15 protein-coding genes are annotated in these 17,533 nt (G+C 44.3%); 12 read left to right on the top strand and 3 right to left on the bottom strand.

Going from position 1 to position 17,533, the window contains the following annotated elements; all coding sequences use genetic code 11:
* Nucleotides 1-7: 7 nt before the first annotated feature.
* Complete coding sequence (locus E7Z59_RS11965; RefSeq protein ID WP_136336583.1) at nucleotides 8-1,162, bottom strand: THUMP domain-containing class I SAM-dependent RNA methyltransferase; 1,155 nt, start codon at nucleotides 1,160-1,162, stop codon at nucleotides 8-10.
* A gap of 55 nt (nucleotides 1,163-1,217) precedes the next feature.
* Between E7Z59_RS11965 and E7Z59_RS11960 the strand changes: the two genes are divergently transcribed.
* The 4 genes from E7Z59_RS11960 to E7Z59_RS11945 all read left to right on the top strand — a co-directional run bounded on the left by E7Z59_RS11960 (nucleotide 1,218) and on the right by E7Z59_RS11945 (nucleotide 6,146).
* A complete protein-coding gene (locus E7Z59_RS11960) occupies nucleotides 1,218-1,949 on the top strand; it encodes a class I SAM-dependent methyltransferase (RefSeq protein WP_136336582.1) in 732 nt (243 codons plus the stop codon).
* The gene (locus E7Z59_RS11955) at nucleotides 1,950-2,648 is read left to right on the top strand and encodes a ZIP family metal transporter (RefSeq protein WP_136336581.1); all 699 of its coding nucleotides are present in this window, start codon (nucleotides 1,950-1,952) and stop codon (nucleotides 2,646-2,648) included.
* A 1-nt stretch (nucleotide 2,649) separates the two neighbouring features.
* Nucleotides 2,650-3,078, top strand: a complete 429-nt coding sequence (locus E7Z59_RS11950) for a DUF4268 domain-containing protein (protein ID WP_136336580.1) — start codon at nucleotides 2,650-2,652, stop codon at nucleotides 3,076-3,078.
* A gap of 221 nt (nucleotides 3,079-3,299) precedes the next feature.
* Entirely contained in the window at nucleotides 3,300-6,146 is a 2,847-nt protein-coding gene (locus tag E7Z59_RS11945; RefSeq protein ID WP_136336579.1) for an Ig-like domain-containing protein, read from the top strand.
* A gap of 52 nt (nucleotides 6,147-6,198) precedes the next feature.
* On the opposite strand, the gene trhA is transcribed toward E7Z59_RS11945, so the two are convergent.
* Both trhA and E7Z59_RS11935 read right to left on the bottom strand, forming a co-directional pair.
* Entirely contained in the window at nucleotides 6,199-6,819 is a 621-nt protein-coding gene (gene trhA / locus E7Z59_RS11940) for a PAQR family membrane homeostasis protein TrhA (protein WP_136336578.1), read from the bottom strand.
* Between the two features lie 358 nt (nucleotides 6,820-7,177).
* On the bottom strand, nucleotides 7,178-8,278 hold the full coding sequence (locus E7Z59_RS11935; RefSeq protein ID WP_136336577.1) for a Gfo/Idh/MocA family protein: 1,101 nt from the start codon (nucleotides 8,276-8,278) through the stop codon (nucleotides 7,178-7,180).
* A gap of 411 nt (nucleotides 8,279-8,689) precedes the next feature.
* Here E7Z59_RS11935 and rpsU point away from each other — a divergent pair, with 411 nt between their 5' ends.
* From rpsU to E7Z59_RS11895, 8 genes are all read left to right on the top strand, one after another.
* Nucleotides 8,690-8,884 (top strand): 30S ribosomal protein S21, encoded by a 195-nt coding sequence (gene rpsU / locus E7Z59_RS11930; protein WP_136336576.1) that lies wholly within the window; start codon nucleotides 8,690-8,692, stop codon nucleotides 8,882-8,884.
* Nucleotides 8,885-9,628, top strand: coding sequence for an NYN domain-containing protein (locus tag E7Z59_RS11925; protein WP_136336575.1), 744 nt, complete (start codon nucleotides 8,885-8,887; stop codon nucleotides 9,626-9,628).
* A 256-nt stretch (nucleotides 9,629-9,884) separates the two neighbouring features.
* Nucleotides 9,885-10,742, top strand: coding sequence for a hypothetical protein (locus E7Z59_RS11920; protein ID WP_136336574.1), 858 nt, complete (start codon nucleotides 9,885-9,887; stop codon nucleotides 10,740-10,742).
* A gap of 296 nt (nucleotides 10,743-11,038) precedes the next feature.
* Complete coding sequence (locus tag E7Z59_RS11915; protein ID WP_136336573.1) at nucleotides 11,039-11,329, top strand: hypothetical protein; 291 nt, start codon at nucleotides 11,039-11,041, stop codon at nucleotides 11,327-11,329.
* 107 nt (nucleotides 11,330-11,436) lie between these two features.
* On the top strand, nucleotides 11,437-11,874 hold the full coding sequence (locus E7Z59_RS11910; protein ID WP_136336572.1) for an HYC_CC_PP family protein: 438 nt from the start codon (nucleotides 11,437-11,439) through the stop codon (nucleotides 11,872-11,874).
* A 77-nt stretch (nucleotides 11,875-11,951) separates the two neighbouring features.
* The gene (locus E7Z59_RS11905; protein WP_136336571.1) at nucleotides 11,952-15,677 is read left to right on the top strand and encodes an efflux RND transporter permease subunit; all 3,726 of its coding nucleotides are present in this window, start codon (nucleotides 11,952-11,954) and stop codon (nucleotides 15,675-15,677) included.
* Entirely contained in the window at nucleotides 15,674-16,918 is a 1,245-nt protein-coding gene (locus E7Z59_RS11900) for a TolC family protein (protein WP_136336570.1), read from the top strand. Before E7Z59_RS11905 ends, E7Z59_RS11900 begins: the two co-directional genes overlap by 4 nt.
* A complete protein-coding gene (locus tag E7Z59_RS11895; protein ID WP_136336569.1) occupies nucleotides 16,915-17,520 on the top strand; it encodes a DUF3347 domain-containing protein in 606 nt (201 codons plus the stop codon). Before E7Z59_RS11900 ends, E7Z59_RS11895 begins: the two co-directional genes overlap by 4 nt.
* The last annotated feature ends 13 nt before the right edge of the window (nucleotides 17,521-17,533 follow it).

The following is a 17,533-nucleotide window of genomic DNA, read 5'->3' as shown; positions in this document are numbered from 1 at the left end:
GGTGTTTTTAATTGAATTTGGCTTTCTTACTACCGGCATATATTTCATATTTATACAAGCGGCTTTCCAGCTTACCGTTAAAAAGCTTGATCTTTCTTGAAGGTCTCAACCCTACGTGTTTAAAGGCGGAAAGATCTGCCGTAATAAACCAGGCTTCTGTATCCGGATAATTATTCTTAAGGGTATCTCCTATCTGCCGGTAAAATTCAGGCATGTTAATGTTTAGTCGCTCACCATAAGGCGGATTAAATACCATATGAAGATGACCTTCAACAGGTTTATCAGATTCAAAAAAGTCCTGTTGTTGCACCTGTATGTATTCACTCAAATTGGCGTTTTTCACGTTGTCATTGGCCTTGTGTACGGCAGAAGGCGCCTTATCAAATCCGTAGATCTTATGATGAAACTCACGGGTTTTATTTAAACTGCTGTCTACGATCTTATCAAAGAGTTCCTGATCATAGTCGGGCCATTTCTCAAAAGCAAATTCACGGCGGTTTATATTGGCCGGAATATTACAGGCTATCATGGCCGCTTCGATCAACAGGGTACCACTACCACACATCGGATCAAGGAAATCGCATTGCCCGTCCCATCCACTCTGCAACAGCATTCCAGCCGCAAGGATCTCATTGATTGGAGCTATGTTGGTGGCTGTTTTATAGCCGCGTTGATGCAGCGATTGCCCACTGCTGTCTAATGAAATAGTTACCTGGTTTCTCTGAATGTGAATATGAATCCTAAGATCAGGGTATTTTACATCTACATCAGGACGTTTCCCCAGGATGTTGCGAAAACGATCTACAATAGCATCCTTGGTCTTAAGGGCTACATATTTTGAATGATTAAACAGATCGGAATTCACGGTAGCGTCTATGGCAAAGGTACCGCTCACCTTCATGTGCCGCTCCCATTCCATACGATATACCTTATCGTAAAGATCCTGATCGCCCCTCACAAAGAAGGTCCGGATGGGTTTAAGGATCTTGATCGCGGTACGCAGACTCAGGTTGGCCTTGTACATAAAACCGGTATCTCCTTCAAAGCTTACACTGCGAACACCGGTCTCTACATTCATGGCTCCGAGAGCTTTCAACTCAGCAGCCAGGATGTCTTCAAAACCATACATGGTTTTGGCGAGCATTTTGAAATTATTTGCCATATCTTGCCTCTATCAGCAAACAAAAATACGTTAATTTAGTGGCCTAATTAAATTTATGACAAAGGAGATCGCAAATTGGTATAAGGAATGGTTTGATACCGATTTTTATCATATCCTCTATAGAGAACGCAACCAAAAAGAGGCGGAGCTCTTTATGAAAAACCTGACCACCTACCTGAATCTTCCCGAACAAGCCAATATACTTGACCTGGGGTGCGGAAGGGGGCGGCACTCTGTCATGCTCCACCAAATGGGGTATAAGGTCAAAGGCTTTGACCTCTCAGAGAACAACATCCGTTTTGCTAAACAGTTTGAAACAGAGAATCTCACTTTTGAGATACAAGACATGTGCAAAACCTATCCCGGCAGATACGATGCGATCTTTAACCTTTTTACTTCTTTCGGCTATTTTGAAGACGACCAAAAACACCTCTCTACCCTTTGCATGATCAAAGAACACTTGAATGAGACCGGGTTTGGAGTGATCGATTTCATGAATGTCACTCAAATAAAAGACCATCTTGTTCCTGAAGAAAAGGTATTGGTCAATGATATTTTATTTCATATTAAGCGCTACGAAGAAGACGGTTACATCCTGAAAGACATCAGTTTTGACCATGAAGGAGCGTCTTACCATTTTACAGAAAAGGTAAGAGCACTTACCTTAAAGGATTTTGAGGATATGTTTGAAAAAGCCGGCATCTACCTACTGGATATTTTTGGCGACTATAAACTCAATAAATACCACCCTGAACAATCAGACAGGCTGGTGATGATCTTTAAATAAATGAATTACTTACTCCCTATCCTGGCAGTTTTTACCGGCTATCTTGTTGCCCTGGCATTTACCCCAAAGAACAGGGAGTTCATTAAACTTTTTTTGGCCTTTAGTGGTGCCTTCCTGTTATCTGTAACTGTTTTTGAATTACTGCCACACCTCTTCGGTCATCACGTAGAACATACCGAGACCCAACACAGGTTTGACAAATACCTGGGAATATGGATCATGGCAGGTATACTTTTACAGATCTTTCTGGAGTTTTTTTCCAAGGGGGCAGAACACGGGCATATGCACCTGAACAGGGAGCTTAACCAATTTCCCTGGCCACTGTTTCTGAGCCTTAGTCTGCACGCCTTTCTTGAAGGTTTTCCGATAGCCGATCACGATCTGTTGGTATACGGTATTGTGATACATAAATTACCCGTTGCCATCATTCTGAGCGCCTTTTTTATTCAATCAAGCATCAGCAAATGGAAAACAGCTGTTTTTCTGCTTTTGTTCTCTCTCATGACCCCATTGGGTACCCTGGTGGCAGAGCACACCGAATTTATACAGCCCATTTACCTGGAGTTACAAGCCTTAACCATTGGGATATTTTTACATGTATCTACCGTCATTCTTTTTGAAAGTTCAGAAGGTCATAAATTTAATATCAATAAACTCCTGGTCATTGTACTGGGAGTTACCATGGCATATATGATGTAATATGTTTAGTAAGGAAGAATCTAGGAAATTACGCCAGGAATTTTGGATCGCCTTTGGTAAATCCTTTCCAAGAAAATGGACCCTGTATAATACCGGCATAAAAGACTTTTCTTTTAAGTTCCACTTTGACACCAAAAAGGCGATGGTGGTGCTCGATATTGAAGACCAAAATCTGGAGAACAGGATCAAATACTATGAAAAACTTCAATCGCTGAAAAAGATCCTCAAGGAGTCTTACCTCCCGGAGGCCATTTATGAAGACATCTATTTCCTGGAGAACGGCAAGGAGATCTCCAGAATCTATGTTTTAAAGGAAAAAGTGAGCATTCACAACAAGAACAGCTGGCAGGAGACCATGGAATTCTTTGTTGATCAGATGGGGAAGTTCGAGGAGTTCTTTGAAGATTTCAAGGATTTTATAAAAGACTGAATTCCCTTCCTCCTGGATGCCTGTCTAAGGTACAGAATGCATTATCGAGGCTATCTTCATAACCCCTGTTTCGAAAGTATCTATCAGTCTTTCAGACGTTCACACCTAACCACTATTTCTATACAAGGAAAGTAATTTCAAAAATAAGACACAATAAATTTGTAGTTAAAAATTGGTTGATTATAGTATATATGCTATATTTAATGCTGTAATTATGACTCATGCGTACTTCCTTTAAGACTTTTCTCTGCCTGACTTCGATCACCGTTTTTTTAATTTTTGCCTGCTCCAAAGATGATGATTCACAGGTAGCTGAAACCCCTGAAGAGCCTGTGGTAGTTGACACGACTCCTCCAACAGTTAGTTTCTCTATAGGCGGAACTTCGGGTCAGAACGATTCAGACGGATCACAGTCTGAGACTGATACCACGACCACGGTTGTAGGCCAACAGATTGAAATTGTTATTGAGGCCGAGGATGCCGTTGGCATTTCCAGAGTGGAAGCCTACGTAAATGATACCCTGGCAGGAAGTGATAATGAGCCCCCTTTTAAAATCACCATTGACTTTAACAATTATGCAAACAAGGGAAAACGCTTAAATAAAACGCAAACCGAATATAACCTCAAGGTTTCGGCCTACGATCTCGCAGAGAACGTTTCCAGTGTAGAACAAACGGTGGTGGTTGACACTGAGATACCCATTATTTCGGAGGTTTCATTAGAAAATGATGCCTTACTTACAGGGGCCAATAACCAAGTAACCTTTATCGCCACCGACAATGAGGAATTAGCATTGGTGGAGGCCTTTGCCGACGACCTACCTTTAGACGTTATACAAGACAGCACCCTCTATAGCTTTAACCTGGAAACATCTTTACTTCCCGATGGAATACACTCCCTTTTAATTGCTGCGACAGACAAGGTTGGACTTCGGGCAGAATATCAAATGAATTTCATCTCAGACAACATAGCTCCCTCGGTCGAGCTTACTAAACTCAGCAGCGGAAGCAACCCGGACAGTCTAAGCGTGGTGGCCCTTCCAGAAAATCCTTCCGATTTTCCGGTGGTTGCAAGGTATGCGGCTTTGGACGTCCTTGCGGAAGATGCTACAGGCATCCGGGAAGTGTCTGCCTACATTGAAAACAAGCTGGTAGCTACAGACACCATTACCCCCTATGAACTCCTTCTTAATCTCACGAATTTTAATGCCAAAACCGATATATCTCAAAAATCAGACACCCTCTACACACTCAAAATAGTATCTACAGATTTGGTCGGGTTAAAAGATTCCATTTCCCAACAAGTATATGTGGACAATATTAAGCCGGTCATCTCAGACCTGAATCTTAAAAACAATCAAGGACTGAAGGGTACAGTTAATGCTATATCCTTTACCGCCACTGACAACCACCTGATGGGAAATGCCTACGCTGCTATTGATGGTACAGCCCTGGAGGTTACTAAAGACAGTACCGGTTATCAACTTAATATTGACACTTCTTTGATTTCTGACGGGTGGCATACCCTAACTATTACTGCCAAAGATGAAGCCAACAACCAAGCTATAAAGAAGGTAAATTTCCTTTCCGACAACACCCCTCCTGAAATAACTGTTGCCGGACTGACCGACAACCAAATTCTTGATACGCTCTTCTCAGCAGAGGTTCAGGCCATCGACCTAACAAGTCTTACTGACAGTATTTCTGTAAGTATCGCAAATATTATTTTAAATAGCACTACGGATGATTCATTGGTGTTAAACTTTGACCCTGAAGGCTATCAGACAGGAGAACAGTATATTAAAATTACAGCAACAGATACCCTGGGAAATGCTGTAACTGACTCTATCAGAACCATTATCAAGAGGAGACTGGCCTCTATAAAAGTTCCTTTTTCTTTTCCTGACTTATTTCTTGACAACAGAGTTTTTGTTTCTCGTGAGTCTGGAGAATTGATGGACGAAGCACCCCTTAACCCCGGAGAAGAAGTGCGATTACATGCACCCGGTGAATTTACTCAAGATGAAAAGTTTGTGCTTACATTTTACCGGAAAGAAACAACGAACCCGAACTCCCAAGCCAATTTATTTTCTCTTTTCGATTTAGACCGGCAGAATCTGGTTTATGTTGATCTGAAGACATATCCTCAAACCACTCCTTGGGAATCGAATAGATATGCCCTGGAGGGGATAGAGAATACCGACAAGATTGTCACAAAATCCAATACGCACTCAGGAGTCAGATCAAATAATGAATTTTTTATCAGCACCAGCACCTATAATGACGCACAGGTGCCACAAACCGATTTTGCCTACATATATTTACACGACCAAATTAACAATGACTATAGTATATCAGTATTAAATAAACCTTTACCGGTTTCAGACACCATACGCAAAGCTGAATTTTCCTCAACAAATGTTGACAGGATTCCAATAACCTTCAACAATATTTCCAAACCCTTTGGAATTCGCCTTAAAGGTTATACTTCAGAAGAAGCCTACCAGGCAGATCAGTATCATCAATTGTTCTACGCAAATGTAATCATGGGCAATATGCCTTTCCTGAACGGGCTGCATAAATACAGAACCGAAGTATATACGTCAACCTATTACTATGTTCACGAATCCTTGCCTTTTAGTGAATATAATGAACCGGGATGGGGCGTTGATTTTACCCAAGCAGGGAATAATGTTCAATTATCCCTCTCCGGGTCCGGACACAACGTTGGAAGAGGATTGTTCATACAAAACCAGGGCGATGATATTTATTATAACTGGTTCGTTCGTTTTAACAGTGAAACAAGAACAAGTCTCACCCTGCCCGATTTACCTGAAAGTGTTTCAGGGACACCGTTCTACACCCTGTTCCAAAACCAGCAACTTATTCTCAGAGAACTCGCTATTACTAATTACGCAGATTTAACCGGATATAATGATTACCTGCATCAGATTATTCGTCATAATCGCAATGATCACTTTAAGGTTTCAGTCAGTGCTGAAAGTGTTTTTAAGGTAAAGAACAATGAAATGCCATTACTTTGGACCATAGAACGTCTTCCATATTAATTCCGGTGGGGAGGCATATCATCCCAAATTGTTTACAATTTTAAAAAGACAATCAAATTTCAAACAGGATCATAAAAAAATGAGAGACGGCGCCTCCAAGCACAAACAAATGCCAGATCACATGGTGATAACGCATCTTTCTGGCCCTGTAAAACAGGGTGCCCACCGTATAAAAGGCGCCACCGATCAGCAGCAAGATCAGGGCTTCTTTTGAAAGGCTTTCAAATAAACCTCGAAGATCAAAGAGTACCAACCACCCCATAAAAAGGTAAAAGAGCAGTGAAAGACGTTCGTATTTTCCAAGGAAAAAGATCTTGAATACACTTCCTATCAGGGCTATGACCCACACTACCGTAAACATGACCCAACCTGAACCCTGCTCCATAGAGATCAACCCGATAGGCGTATAGGTTCCGGCAATAAGAAAGTAGATGGCAATGTGATCCAGGAGACGAAACAAGTTCTTTATAGCCGGCCGTCTGGCGGAATGATACAGCGTAGAAATCGTAAATAACAGCAATGCCGAAAGTCCGTAAACAATAATACTGAAGGTGGAGTAGCTTGTTTTCCCGGTATCGAAATAAACCAGCACCAGCAACCCGATCAGCGCCATTGCCGCTCCAAAACCATGAGTGATCGCATTTAGTTTTTCCTCCTGTAATGATTGATGCATGCCTCTAAAATAAGACCCGAACTCATCAATCCAGATGATTTACAGCTAATTAACTCGATTTTTCGATTTACAAAACCAATAGTGAATTCGACTTATTGAACACAAGTATTGGTTATTTCATCAACTAATGAACTGTCTCCGTTTTGAATTGCCCATGCGCCTCCTGGCTCCCCTGTCTGCCGACAGGCAGGATCACTAAAAACGGCCACTTGCCAGCGCACCTTCTGGCTCCTCATTATGAAAGGATCATATGCCGCCGCTCCAGCTGGCAGCTCTCTGCAAAAGGTCTTCCAGACCTTTTACAACCGTTCGCTCCTCACTATCGTTCGGCCCTCTGCCTACCCGTCTACCAGCCTACCTACTCGGGCAAATGAACCGTCTCCCCGGTGCGGGCACTTTTCATGGCAGCCTCCAGGATCTCCATCACCAGAAGATTATTCTCCAAGGCACTCAGGTCGGTGGGTGCGCGATTGATCTCTCCTCTTACAACCGCCACCAGGTAAGCAAATGGATCGTTCACCGGATAGGCCCTTTCTTTTACAGAAAATTGCTCTTCCTGATAACCATCGTAGCCTTCGGCTATCCGCTTTCGGAGATCTTTCCCATTATCGGCATACAACACTCCTTTTAATCCGTACACCTCCATATCCTTTCTCCCGATCGGCCAGTTCCAGGAGGCCTGGATGAGGGCATTAGCCTTGGGATAGGTTAAAATGATCATTGCCTCATCATCAACCAAAGGATTGTTCTCCGGCTGCAGTTGTTGGGTAACGGCAGTAACACTAAGGGGGCGCTGGCCCTCCATGAGCCAGGTCATCAGGTTGGCACCGTAACATCCAAAATCCATTAAGGCTCCTGCCCCATTGTATTCCGGATGAGTAAGCCATTCCAAAAATTCCTTGTTCACCCCGATCTTCTTAGGGCCCCGATGTCCGTCACGTATCACCACCTTTCTCAGGGCGCCGATCTCCCCGGCATCCAGGCGACTTTTTAGTTCGTGATGCGTGGCGTACCAGGTAGTTTCATAATTGGTCAGCAAATGAATATTATACTTCCGTGCCAGGCTGGCCATTCTCTCAGCATCTTTCAGACTTATGGCCAAAGGTTTCTCCACCATGACATGAATACCCCTGGGTGCCGCAAATTCTACCACCTCCAGGTGAGCTGCAATGGTACCAAAGGCCGTTATGGCTTCAGGTGAAGTGGCCTCCACCATCTCCTCCAGAGAGTCATACACCAGTTCCATGGAAAATCCGTATTGCTTTGCATAACGGGCAGCCAGCGCCTTATCTGGTTCTGCGATACCCACGATCTCAATATCTTCAAATGCTTCCCGCCCCAGCAACCAGTGTACGTGGGTATGCGTTAATCCGGCAATACCAATTTTTAAGGTCTTTGATTGTCCTCTAAGCATGTTGAAGGAGATAAGTGTTAAAGCAAGAATCAGCAGGTTTCTCATAATTAAACGGTGTACAATGATCGAATCTATAACTAAAATATACTTTTTTCAGGCAGCAGACCCCACTATTTAAGATGGATTCGTTTTCATCCCGACCTTGTAAATACTCAACAACATCCCCTGCTATTTCGGTCGCTATTTTAAAGTATCCCGGGGAATAATTAGTAATTGCGGATAGAAAATCGTTTCTTTGCCGCACGGCAGAAATTGCAATCAGGTTTAGAAATCTTTTATCCTTTCAGATTAATTATTTCCTCTTTTTTGTTTTTTGCTATTCGTCCCCGGATCTTTAAAGTCTTCTAACCAGACTTATTCTGATCACAGGGATCACAAACGTATGACTATGATGAAGGGCGTAGTCCAGGATAAGACATCGCTCAGAAACTATTAATTTTAAAATTATTTAAGTATATGCTGATAATCAATATCAAACCCGGAGAAAACATCGATCGTGCCCTCAAAAGGTACAAGCAAAAAGTTAGAAAAACACAACAGGTACAACAGCTAAGAGAGAAGCAACATTTCACAAAGCCTTCTGCTGCAAGAAGAGAAGAAATTGCTAAGGCTAAGTACAAGCTCGAATACCAAAGAAGGATCGAAGAATAAATGGCTCCGTCAGAGCTTAATCTGGCTGTACTCATTGATGGTGATAACGTTCCGGCAACCTATGTAAAGGAAATGCTGGAAGAGATCGCCAAGTACGGTAATCCGACCCTTAAGCGCATCTACGGCGACTGGACCAAACCCCGACTGGGGAAATGGAAAAAGGTCCTGCTTGAAAATGCCATCTCTCCCGTCCAGCAATACGGATACACCAGGGGTAAAAACGCTACCGATTCTGCCATGATCATTGACGCCATGGATATTTTATATTCAGGTAAGGTCAATGGGTTTTGCCTGGTATCAAGCGACAGCGATTTTACCCGTCTGGCCATTCGTCTCAGGGAAGCCGGAATGACCGTTTTCGGTATCGGAGAGAAAAAGACACCGGAACCTTTTATTGCCTCCTGCGACCGGTTCATCTACCTGGAGATCCTTCATGAAGCACCCGAGGAAACCAATGATAAGGTGCAACCGGCAGAAGGCCGAAAAGGCCGCATTGATAAGGTAAACCCAAAACTTATCAGATTTATTGCCAACACCATTTCCGATCTGGAAGATGATGAAGGCTGGGCCTTTTTAGGAGAGGTCGGCGCCCTGCTCCAAAAGAAACAACCCAATTTTGATGCCCGGAACTACGGGTTTGCAAAACTTACCCCCCTGATTAAATCCATCCCGCAGTTCAAGGTAGAACTTCGCAAAAACCCGAAAGGAAGCCGGAATTTGGTGTACGTTAAGAATATGAAGTAGTAGCCTCTGGCCTGTGGTCGGGACTGAATCGCTTACCACTTTACTTTTTCGTTCCGTTAACCCCCTGACTGCAGCAGTCAGGTTCGTCCCTTTACCTCTTTGTATCTTCGCTTATTTGCTTCTTTGCTTCTTCACCTCTTAACCTCTAAACCTACCTACCCGGCTACCCTTTTAATATTTTTCTTACATTTATGACTGATTTACGCTTTACAAAAATTGAGACGTAAAGCCATAATCAAGCCCTATATACCTTAACATGAAAAATCTTCTTCTTTCTGCATTTGCACTGGCCTTGCTTGCCGGTTGCAGTGACCAGGATGACAACCTGAACGAACAGAAAAATCTATTGGTCAACTTTAGTTTTGATCCCAACCAGGAACGTCTTGACAACATCGGGCAACCGGCCGTTATACCCCAGGGAAACGCTGCTCAAACCCCAAAAATAAATGGAATGAGCGGACATTACATAGAACTGGCCCCTGATGCCCTTACGCCCCTGGGTGAAGGAGAGATCATCTATATGGGGACCGAAACACAGGCTGGAGGCGATAAGGCCATTGATTTCAGGCAATCAAGGATCGTTGCCAATAACGAAAACTTTCTTGAGATCCCATTGAATAAGGTGGCTCCCGGCACCTATAAATGGGTGCGTATTTCGGTATCTTACCAAAGCGGTACCATCGATTTGCTTCATGAAGGCAACCGGATTCAAGGTACCCTGGCCAGCTTTTTGGGATATAACACCTACATAGACAATGTTGAGATTAACGGTCAAACGGTAGACGTAAATGCCAATAAACTACAGGGATTCTGGGTATTCGAAGCTCTCGGATTTACGGTAGACGGACAGGCACCTGAAGGGGCGGTTACCGTCCCCAATCCGCTTTTTGAAACCTCCCCTATTCCACAGGGCTCATGCGTGATCACCGGTGAATTCAAAGAGCCGCTGATCATTACCGGAGAGGAAAATGAAAACATAACCATCAATCTGAGCTTCTCCATCAACAACAGCTTTGAATGGACAGAGGTCAATGCCGACGGACAATACGAACCCGGTGCCGGAGAACAATTGGTTGATATGGGGCTTAGAGGATTGATTCCTAGTCATAATTAGATCACTTCAATTGCAAAACTTTATTAAACTGCTCCGCGAAGTCTGTGACTTCGTGGAACTAATTTTCTGGTCTCCTGACCAAGTTCAAATTGATTTTACAGGTCAGGAGACCAAACTTGCAGGGTAGCCAATTTCAGACATTCATAATACTCCGAAGTCCCAGACTTCGGAGAGCTTAAAGTTTAAACTATGCGTGGTTCGCAATGACATCACCCCACAACCGCATTTCACAACATTTATTTACAATTCAGAAAGAATTTTCGTTATTTGCCAATCCAAATCTTAATCTGAGTACCATGAAAATCAACAACCTTACATCAACAGGTCTGATTGCTTTGCTATTAGTTGCAAGCATCTCTTCCTGCTCTAAAACCCCGGTTATCGACGACGAAGCCATCTGTGACACCTTCCTCCTGGGACTAAGCTATCAATGCACCGACACAAGTTGTATCTACGTTGCGCGTATCGAGAATAAGGAAAGTGAGGGAGCCAAGGAAATAGAGATCGATCAAACCACCTATGAGCATTACAAAACCGAAGCCGACGCCAAACAGGAAAATGTTTGCTGGGAAGGCATGATCGAGTAGCACCACCTGATCCTCCGGAAACAACTGACAAACCGCCACGCTTAAACCTTCGAAAACACACTGAAAATCAGCGTTTTCACAACATTTTGTTTTTATTAAGAAAAAGAATGTTACTTTTGTTTGTTGGAATGAAAGCGGTTTTTCAAAAAATATCATCCTTTATCATGGCCCTGGTGGTCATGTTCTCTACGATGTCATTCTCCATCAATAAGCATTATTGTATGGACCATCTGGTGGATGTATCTGTTATTTTCCCTGCAGACAGCTGTGGCATGGACATGATGGCAACCCCATCTACTGAAGGCGAGCAATTTGACGCTACCCCTTGTTGTTCTGAAGAGCATATCGCCATTGAGGGACAAGACGAGATCAATACCGCCGATTCACTATCGGTTGAAATTAGTAAGACCTTTGTAACTGCTTTTGCATACACCTTCAACGCTCTTTATGTTGAAGAATTCACAGAACGGCCTGAATATGAAGACTACAGTCCGCCTCTTATTACCAAAGACCTTCCTGTTTTTTACGAGACTTACCTGATCTGATACCATTTTTAGACCTTTAAGGGCTGTATACTACCTGCCCCCTAATCTTTATTGTCTAAAAATCATTCACAGATCATATGCTTAATCGCACCATAAAGTTTCTTATTGAAAACAAACTAATTGCCGTAATTCTCCTGGTATTCTTTACCGGATGGGGTATTATCGTTGCCCCTTTTAATTGGGATACACCTATACTTCCCAGTGATCCGGTAGCGGTAGATGCCATTCCTGATATTGGAGAAAATCAACAAATAGTATTCACCAAATGGCCCGGGCGTTCACCACAGGACATCCAGGACCAGATCACCTACCCCCTTACGACCTCATTATTGGGTATCCCCGGTGTTAGAACCATTCGAAGCACTTCTATGTTCGGGTTTTCGAGTATCTACATCATTTTCGAAGAAGATGTGGAATTTTACTGGAGTCGGTCCCGGATCCTTGAAAAACTCAACTCCCTGCCATCAGGACTTCTGCCTGATGGGGTGAGTCCGTCCCTCGGTCCGGATGCTACCGGGTTAGGACAGATCTTCTGGTATACTCTTGAAGGGAGAGACGAAGAAGGGAATACTACCGGAGGGTGGGATCTTCAGGAATTGCGAAGTGTTCAGGATTATTACGTAAAGTATGCACTATCTGCTGCAGGTGGCGTTTCTGAGGTTAGTTCCATTGGAGGTTATGTAAAGGAATATCATATTGATCTTGACCCCGAGCTCATGCGTCAATATAATATTACCTTAAACCAGGTGGTAAAGGCTGTAAAGGAAAGTAATCGCGATGTTGGAGCTCAGACCATAGAGATCAACCAGGCAGAATATTTGGTTCGTGGCCTGGGGTATATCAAAGACCTGAAAGACCTGGAACAGGCCGTGGTTACCTCTAACAATTACACGCCCCTGCGCATTGGCGATATCGCCAAAGTATCTATGGGGCCGGCCGAGCGCCGTGGGATTCTGGATAAAGAAGGTGCTGAAGTGGTGGGTGGTGCTGTCGTGGCCCGCTACGGAGCCAATCCTATGGAAGTGATCAACAATGTGAAGTCTAAGATCGAAGAATTAAAAGACGGCTTACCTTCAAAAGAACTACAGGATGGCCGCTTGTCGAAACTCACCATAGTTCCTTTTTACGACCGTACCGAACTTATTGAAGAAACCCTGGGAACACTGAATGAAGCCCTGACGTTTGAGATCCTGATCACCATCCTGGTTATTATTGTTATGGTTTATAACCTCAGGGCCTCTGTTTTGATCTCCGGGCTGCTGCCAATAGCCGTGCTCATGGTGTTTATCTCCATGAAATTGTTCAACGTAGACGCCAATATTGTTGCCCTTTCCGGTATCGCTATTGCCATTGGGACCATGGTCGATGTAGGGGTCATCCTCTCTGAAAATATAATCCGTCACCTGGAGGAAGAAGGAGAGCGACTTCCGGTTAATAAGGTAGTGTACAATGCAACCACTGAGGTTTCCGGAGCCATCATCACAGCCGTACTGACTACCATTATCAGTTTTATCCCTGTGTTTACCATGATCGGAGCTGAAGGAAAGCTATTTCGGCCTTTGGCTTTCACCAAAACCATGGCCCTGACAGCTTCCATTATAGTTACCCTCTTCCTGATACCTCCATTTGCCGCCATGTTGTTCAAAAAGCGAAAAGGAAATATCTATTTCAAGCATATCGCGAATAGTATCCTGGCCCTCCTGGGTATATATGCTCTTCTAAAAGGCTATTGGGCCGGGTTGGCACTACCGGGATTTGCCCTGGTAAACTACCTATCTGTTTCCGGAAAGCTAGAAAATAAAAAACGGATCTGGTGGCACACCGGTCTGACGGCTCTGGCCATTGTTCTTTTATTGGCCACTTATTGGCGTCCGCTCGGATTTGATCGTTCGGTTATACCGAATATCATTTTTGTCGTAGTGATCTGTTTCGGACTTCTGGGGGTTTTCACCCTTTTCATCAGGTATTACACCAAAATACTGCGATGGACCCTGAACAATAAAGCAGTTTTCCTGACCATTCCGGCTACCTTAATGATCTTAGGTGTTTTGATCTGGAGAAATACAGGAAAAGAATTCATGCCGGCTCTAAACGAAGGCTCCTTCTTACTCATGCCTACTTCCCTGCCTCATTCAGGGGTAGCAGAGAATAAGCGGGTATTACAGCAGCTTGATATGGCAGTGCAATCGATACCTGAAATTTCTACTGTGGTGGGAAAAGCCGGGAGAACCGAAAGTGCACTGGACCCTGCACCCCTTTCCATGTATGAGAATGTGATCTTGTATCACCCGGAATACAAAGAAAATGCCAACAGGGAGAAACAGCGATATAAGGTTGACGAAAAAGGGGCATTTGTATTAAAGTCAGGCGGTGTAAGCAGAAACCCGAATACTGACAGCGATGCATCAGCTAATAATGCTCCTGCTAACTTCCCGGTTGATACCGATAGGTTGATCCCCGACGAGGATGGTGAATATTACAGGAATTGGAGACCTGAGATCAGAACTCCTGACGATATATGGAACGAGATCGTTAAGGTAACCAAGCTGCCGGGCGTTACCTCGGCTCCTAAACTGCAGCCCATCGAGACCCGGTTGGTCATGCTGCAAACAGGAATGCGTGCCCCTATGGGCATCAAAATTAAAGGGCAGGACCTAAAAAAGATCGAAGCCTTTGGCATGGAGCTGGAATCAATTCTGAAAGACGCAGATGGAGTGAAGGACGAGGCTGTATTTGCAGATCGTATTGTTGGTAAACCCTACCTTCTCATTGACCTCGACAGGGAAGCATTGGCACGTTACGGTATTACTATTGACGAAGCTCAAAAGACCCTGGAAGTTGTTGTAGGTGGCATGCCACTTACACAAACCGTGGAAGGCAGGGAGCGCTATGGGGTTCGGGTACGATACCCCCGGGAACTCAGAAATGATCCCGGCGCTCTGGATAATATCTTTTTAAGGTCAGCCACAGGCAGCCAGATCCCTTTAAAGGAAGTAGCCCAAATCCGTTACGAGAAAGGGCCACAGATGATAAAAAGTGAAGACACCTTTCTGGTGGGTTATGTTTTATTTGACAAGTTGGACGGCTATGCAGAGGTTGATGTGGTTGAAAATGCCCAGCAAGCCATCCGGAAAAGAATCGATTCCGGAGCCCTGGTGGTTCCTGCAGGATTGAGCTATCAATTTACTGGAACCTATGAAAACCAGCTGAGAGCAGAAAAAACTCTGCAACTGGTAGTACCCCTTTCACTCTTGATCATATTCCTGATCCTTTACTTCCAGTTCCGATCAGTAACCACCTCGCTGATGGTATTTACAGGTATTGCAGTAGCCTTTGCCGGCGGATTTATTATGATATGGTTATACGGCCAGGATTGGTTTATGAACTTCGATCTCTTCGGGATCCAATTCAGGGAGCTACTAAACATCAAAACCATCAACCTGAGTGTAGCCGTATGGGTTGGATTTATTGCCCTTTTCGGGATCGCTACCGACGACGGAGTGGTTATGGCTACCTATCTGACCCAAACCTTTTCGGCCAATACTCCGGAAACCGTTGCTGAGATACGCAAATCGGTGATCGAGGCGGGAGAAAAGCGAATTCGCCCATGTTTGATGACCACCGCCACCACCTTGCTGGCCCTGATCCCTATCCTCACCTCAACAGGCCGTGGAAGCGATATCATGATCCCTATGGCAATTCCGGCCTTTGGAGGGATGACCATCGCCCTGATCACCTTGTTCGTGGTTCCGGTATTGTTTAGTGTGGTAAAAGAATTTCAATTAAAAAGAACACATTCATGAGAGATGCAGGTAACATATTAGCACTTATCCTGATGGTATTGGGAGCTTCCTCCCTGGTGGCACAGGATCCCTCGCCCCTGCTGCAAACGTATATATTACAAGCACTTGAACAGAACCCGGAGCTGGCCTCCAGCAGGTTGCAGCATGAGATCAGCCTCGAGAAATCGGAAGAGGTCAATGTACTCCCCAATACGGAATTCGGGGTGGGTTATTTTGTAAGCGAACCGGAAACCCGAACCGGAGCCCAACGAGCCAGGTTCTCGGTAAAACAAATGATTCCCTGGTTTGGAAATATTTCTGCCAGGCAGGAGTATACCTCCGCTCTGGCTGATGCCCAGGCGATGGACGTTCATATCAAAGAACGAAAGCTCATTTTGGAGCTCTCCGGAACATACTACCGCCTGTATGCGCTTCATAAAAAAATGGAAGTGGTCTCCAGGCAACTGTCCCTGACCGAAACCTATAAGCAATTGGCCCTGAATGCGGTGGAGACCGGGAAAAGTTCTGCCGTAGCTGTTTTCAAATTACAGATACGCGAAAATGAACTTGAAAACCAAAGGGATCGGCTGGAAGAACAATTGCTGGCCGAGAAAGAAGGATTTTACAACCTTATCGGAACAGAGAGCAGCGCTCCCGTTCAACTCCCGGACACCCTCACCCTGGATGAATTTACTCATGACCTGGCAGAAGTAAATCTGGACCTGCACCCGGAATTGGTAAAGTTTGAAGAAATGTATGAATCGGTAATGCAGGCAGAAGCTTTGAACAGAAAAGAAGCTGCCCCCAACCTCGGAATAGGTCTGGATTATATCCCGGTAGAAAAACGCAGTGACATGAACCCTGTTGATAACGGAAAAGATATTATTATGCCTATGGTCTCTGTTTCTATCCCGATTTTTAATAAAAAGTACAGGTCGGTAAGCCGGCAGAACGAAATGAGGAAAGAGAGTTTGGAGCTGGACCGACTTGAAAGAAAGAATCGATTAGAAACCATGTTGTCAAAGGCCGTACATTCGCGGGAAGTAGCCCGCATCAATGCTGCGACCCAACAGGAGAATATTCTCGAGGCCGATAATGCCATGAGGATCCTTCTCCGATCTTATGAGACCGGAACCATTGATTTTAACGATCTGCTGGACATACAGGAAATGCAGCTGCGTTTTGAAATGAACCTGATCGAAGAAGTTCGATCTTATTATAATGAATCTTTAATTATTAATTATTTAAGTAGTACATCATGAAAAGAGTAAACAAAACCCTGGCAGCCCTGCTGATGAGCGGACTGTTAGCCACTGCCTTTACAGCTTGTGGAACTGAGAATAAGAAAAAGAATGCCGATGCTGAGGCTGTTGAGATGCATGACAACCACGAAGGTATGCATGAAGGTCATGCAGACATGCAGGGTGAACAGCACATGGATGAAAAACACATGGAAGAGCAAACTGCTGCTATCGAGTTCAAAGACGAAGCTACTGCCGAGGTATTCAAGGCCTATATCGCTTTAAAAGATGCCTTTGTAGCTACCGATGCCGCAAAAGCGTCTGAAGCCTCGGGAACACTGGCGGAAAAAGCCGGAGAGAACGCTGAGCTGAAATCAGCTGCAGAAGCTATCGCTAACGCCAATGATATCGAGGCACAACGCAAGGATTTCGTTACCGTGACCGACGCTGTTGCTGAAATGCTAAATGGCTCTCTTGCCTCCGGAGAAGTATACAAGCAATACTGTCCAATGGCTTTTAACAATACCGGTGCTGCATGGATCTCAGCCGAAAAAGAGATCATGAACCCTTATTTTGGAGACAAGATGCTTCACTGCGGGAGCGTAAAGGAAACTATAAAATAAAATCCCCGTGAAC

Origin of the sequence: Robertkochia marina (assembly GCF_004799345.1) — a bacterium.
Taxonomy (GTDB): domain Bacteria; phylum Bacteroidota; class Bacteroidia; order Flavobacteriales; family Flavobacteriaceae; genus Robertkochia; species Robertkochia marina.
The sequence above is the reverse complement of the archived record's forward strand: the minus strand, read 5'-3'. Positions and strand labels throughout refer to the sequence as shown.

Excerpts from the sequence above, each read along its gene's own strand:
- rpsU (WP_136336576.1), top strand. The coding sequence starts at position 8,690 with ATGCTGATAATCAATATCAAACCCGGAGAAAACATCGATCGTGCCCTC.
- trhA (WP_136336578.1), bottom strand. The coding sequence starts at position 6,819 with ATGCATCAATCATTACAGGAGGAAAAACTAAATGCGATCACTCATGGT.
- E7Z59_RS11945 (WP_136336579.1), top strand. The coding sequence starts at position 3,300 with ATGCGTACTTCCTTTAAGACTTTTCTCTGCCTGACTTCGATCACCGTT.
- E7Z59_RS11915 (WP_136336573.1), top strand. The coding sequence starts at position 11,039 with ATGAAAATCAACAACCTTACATCAACAGGTCTGATTGCTTTGCTATTA.
- E7Z59_RS11955 (WP_136336581.1), top strand. The coding sequence starts at position 1,950 with ATGAATTACTTACTCCCTATCCTGGCAGTTTTTACCGGCTATCTTGTT.
- E7Z59_RS11905 (WP_136336571.1), top strand. The coding sequence starts at position 11,952 with ATGCTTAATCGCACCATAAAGTTTCTTATTGAAAACAAACTAATTGCC.
- E7Z59_RS11950 (WP_136336580.1), top strand. The coding sequence starts at position 2,650 with ATGTTTAGTAAGGAAGAATCTAGGAAATTACGCCAGGAATTTTGGATC.
- E7Z59_RS11925 (WP_136336575.1), top strand. The coding sequence starts at position 8,885 with ATGGCTCCGTCAGAGCTTAATCTGGCTGTACTCATTGATGGTGATAAC.
- E7Z59_RS11920 (WP_136336574.1), top strand. The coding sequence starts at position 9,885 with ATGAAAAATCTTCTTCTTTCTGCATTTGCACTGGCCTTGCTTGCCGGT.
- E7Z59_RS11900 (WP_136336570.1), top strand. The coding sequence starts at position 15,674 with ATGAGAGATGCAGGTAACATATTAGCACTTATCCTGATGGTATTGGGA.
- E7Z59_RS11895 (WP_136336569.1), top strand. The coding sequence starts at position 16,915 with ATGAAAAGAGTAAACAAAACCCTGGCAGCCCTGCTGATGAGCGGACTG.
- E7Z59_RS11965 (WP_136336583.1), bottom strand. The coding sequence starts at position 1,162 with ATGGCAAATAATTTCAAAATGCTCGCCAAAACCATGTATGGTTTTGAA.
- E7Z59_RS11935 (WP_136336577.1), bottom strand. The coding sequence starts at position 8,278 with ATGAGAAACCTGCTGATTCTTGCTTTAACACTTATCTCCTTCAACATG.
- E7Z59_RS11910 (WP_136336572.1), top strand. The coding sequence starts at position 11,437 with ATGTTACTTTTGTTTGTTGGAATGAAAGCGGTTTTTCAAAAAATATCA.
- E7Z59_RS11960 (WP_136336582.1), top strand. The coding sequence starts at position 1,218 with ATGACAAAGGAGATCGCAAATTGGTATAAGGAATGGTTTGATACCGAT.